General features: G+C 59.2%; 3 protein-coding genes. All 3 read right to left on the bottom strand.

All coding sequences use genetic code 11. The features are described from left to right. On the bottom strand, positions 1-515 hold a 515-nt coding region (dapB, locus tag AC1DLB_RS25465; protein WP_477785869.1), incomplete at its 3' end, for a 4-hydroxy-tetrahydrodipicolinate reductase. Between the two features lie 9 nt (positions 516-524). Continuing rightward, a complete protein-coding gene (gene dnaJ / locus AC1DLB_RS25470; RefSeq protein ID WP_018929477.1) occupies positions 525-1,649 on the bottom strand; it encodes a molecular chaperone DnaJ in 1,125 nt (374 codons plus the stop codon). A 297-nt stretch (positions 1,650-1,946) separates the two neighbouring features. Further along, positions 1,947-3,385, bottom strand: a 1,439-nt coding sequence (gene dnaK / locus AC1DLB_RS25475; RefSeq protein WP_477785870.1) for a molecular chaperone DnaK, incomplete at its 5' end; no start/stop codon positions are given.

Below are 3,385 nucleotides of genomic sequence, written 5' to 3' on the forward strand. Positions count from 1 at the left end.
CCCATGCGCAGCGCCGTGCCCGAAGGCGCATCGATCTTGTGCCGATGGTGAGCCTCGATGATTTCGATATCCGCATCATCACCCAGCACGCGCGCAGCCATGTCGAGCAGCTTCAGCGACAGGTTTACACCGACGCTGAAATTGGCCGCGAACACGATAGGAATATCCTTGCCCGCCTCGGCCAGCAACTGCTTCTGCGCGGCGTCCAGTCCCGTCGTGCCGATCACCATGGCCTTGCCCGCCTTACGGCAGAAAGCCAGGTTTTTCAGCATGACTTCCGGGAGCGTGAAGTCGATCAGCACGTCGAACTCATCAGCCACCGAATCCAGACTACCGGACAGCGGCACACCAATACGCCCCAACGAGGCCAGCTCACCGGCATCCACGCCAATCAGCGTACTGCCGGGACGCACGATGGCGGCGGTCAGACCGGTCAGCGGCGCGCGCTGCTGCACCGCCTCGACCAGGATCTTGCCCATGCGGCCGGCGGCACCCATCACAGCTATACGTCGCATGCTCACTCCTTACAAATCGCCGAAGAAGCGCTTCACGCCTTCGAACCAACCAGTGGTTTTCGGCGAATGACTGTTGTCGTCCGCCAGGGAGCTGCGGAACTCTTCCAGCAATTCGCGCTGACGACGACCCAGGTTGACCGGGGTTTCGACCGCCACACGACACATCAGGTCGCCAGCGCCGCCGCCACGAACCGGCGCAACGCCTTTGCCGCGAACACGGAACTGCTTGCCGGTCTGAGTCCCCTCAGGGATCTTCAGCTTGACCCGACCATCAAGGGTCGGAATCTCCAGCTCGCCGCCCAACGCTGCGTCGACGAAGCTGATCGGCACTTCGCAGAACAGGTGCTTGCCATCACGCTGGAAGATCGCGTGCTCACGCACATTGATCACCACGTACAGATCGCCGGTCGGACCACCCTGCGCGCCCGCTTCGCCTTCGCCGGACAGACGAATACGGTCACCGGTATCGACACCGGCCGGCACTTTGACGGAAAGCGTCTTGTACTCTTCGACACGACCTTCGCCGTGGCAGGAATCGCACGGATCGGAAATGATCTTGCCCTGGCCATGGCAACGCGGGCAGGTCTGCTGCACCGAGAAGAAGCCTTGCTGCATGCGTACCTGACCGATACCGCCACACGTCGGGCAGGTGACCGGCGAGGAGCCTTTCTTGGCGCCCGAGCCATCACACGGCTTGCAGTTGACCAGTGTCGGAACACGGATATTCACGGTTGTGCCGCGCACCGCTTCTTCCAGGTTCAACTCCAGCGTGTAACGCAGGTCGCTGCCACGCTGCGCGCCGCCACGGGAGCCGCCGCGACCGCCACCGAAGAAGTCACTGAAGACATCGCCAAAGATATCGGAGAAGTTCTGGCCACCAAAACCGGCACCGCCGCCACCCATGCTCGGGTCGACACCGGCATGACCGTATTGGTCATAGGCCGCGCGCTTGCTGGAATCGGACAGCACTTCGTAGGCCTCGTTGGCCTCCTTGAACATATCTTCCGACGCTTTGTCATCGGGATTACGGTCCGGGTGGTGCTTCATCGCCAGGCGGCGGTAGGCCTTTTTCAGGTCTGCTTCGCTTGAGCCACGCTCAACACCCAATACTTCGTAATAGTCACGCTTTGCCATAAGTCTTTGCACTCTTAAGGACGTTCGACAAACCTCTCCTGAGCCTCGTCAAACTCGTTGAGCCCCAATACAGGCCCGGACCCAACTCACGTCAATTCAACGATCCTGGTCTTTGATTCGATGCGGCACTTTCGGCGCGGAAAGCAGGAGCATCCCCGGCCATGCCACCAACACGCGAGCGTTGTCGCATGCTGTAAAAATTCGCTAACTCCAGACACGCCAACGCGGGAGCAAGCTCCCGCGCGGCGACATCCTACCAGTCACCGCCTGAAGGCAGTCAACCGGGCGACCAACAACTTACTTGTGGTCTTTAACTTCTTCGAACTCAGCGTCGACGACGTCGTCAGCTTTTTCAGCCGCTTCGCCTTTCGGTGCCGCGCCTTCAGCTGGCTGAGCCTGCTCGGCATACATTTTCTGAGCCACTGGCGCGGAGACCTTGGACAGCTCTTCAACCTTGGCTTCGATCGCAGCCTTGTCGTCGCCTTTAACAGCGGCTTCCAGGGCAACGACTGCCGCTTCGATTGCAGTCTTCTCTTCAGCGCTCACCTTGTCGCCAGCATCAGCGACCATTTTGCGAGTCGAGTGAACCAGCGCGTCGCCCTGGTTGCGAGCGCTCGCCAGCTCTTCAAACTTGCGGTCTTCTTCAGCATTCAGTTCAGCGTCGCGAACCATCTGCTGAATTTCGTCCTCGGACAGACCGGAGTTGGCCTTGATCACGATCGACTGAGTCTTGCCGGTAGCCTTGTCTTTGGCGCCTACGTGCAGAATGCCGTTGGCGTCGATGTCGAAGGTCACTTCGATTTGTGGCACGCCACGTGGAGCCGGTGGAATCTCGGCCAGGTCGAACTTGCCCAGGGACTTGTTCTGTGCGGCTTGCTTACGCTCACCTTGCAGCACGTGAATGGTCACAGCGCTCTGGTTGTCGTCAGCGGTCGAGAACACTTGCGATTTCTTGGTAGGAATCGTGGTGTTTTTCTCGATCAGCGCAGTCATCACGCCACCCATGGTTTCGATACCCAGGGTCAGCGGGCTGACGTCGAGCAGCAGAACGTCTTTCACGTCGCCGGCCAATACAGCGCCCTGGATCGCAGCACCCATGGCAACAGCTTCGTCCGGGTTAACGTCTTTACGAGCTTCTTTACCGAAGAAGTCGGAAACAGCTTTCTGCACCATTGGCATACGGGTCTGACCGCCGACCAGAATCACGTCGTCGATCTTGCTGACATCGATACCGGCGTCTTTCATCGCGATGCGGCAAGGTTCGATGGTGCGCTGAACCAGGTCTTCCACCAGCGCTTCGAGCTTGGCGCGGGAGATTTTCACGTTCAAGTGCTTAGGACCGGTAGCGTCTGCAGTGATGTACGGCAGGTTCACGTCGGTCGACTGGCTCGAGGACAGTTCGATCTTGGCTTTCTCGGCAGCTTCTTTCAGGCGCTGCATGGCCAGCGGATCACCCTTGAGGTTCATGCCGCTTTCTTTCTTGAATTCGTCGACGAGGTAGTCGATCAGGCGAATGTCAAAGTCTTCACCGCCCAGGAAGGTGTCGCCGTTGGTGGCCAACACTTCGAACTGGTGCTCGCCATCGACTTCARCGATCTCGATAACGGAAACGTCGAAAGTACCGCCACCCAAGTCGTAAACGATCACAGTGTGATCGCCCTTGGCCTTGTCCATACCGTAGGCCAGTGCGGCTGCGGTTGGTTCGTTGATGATGCGTTTTACGTCCAGGCCCGCGA

Source organism: Pseudomonas sp. 05N434, from assembly GCF_056396965.1.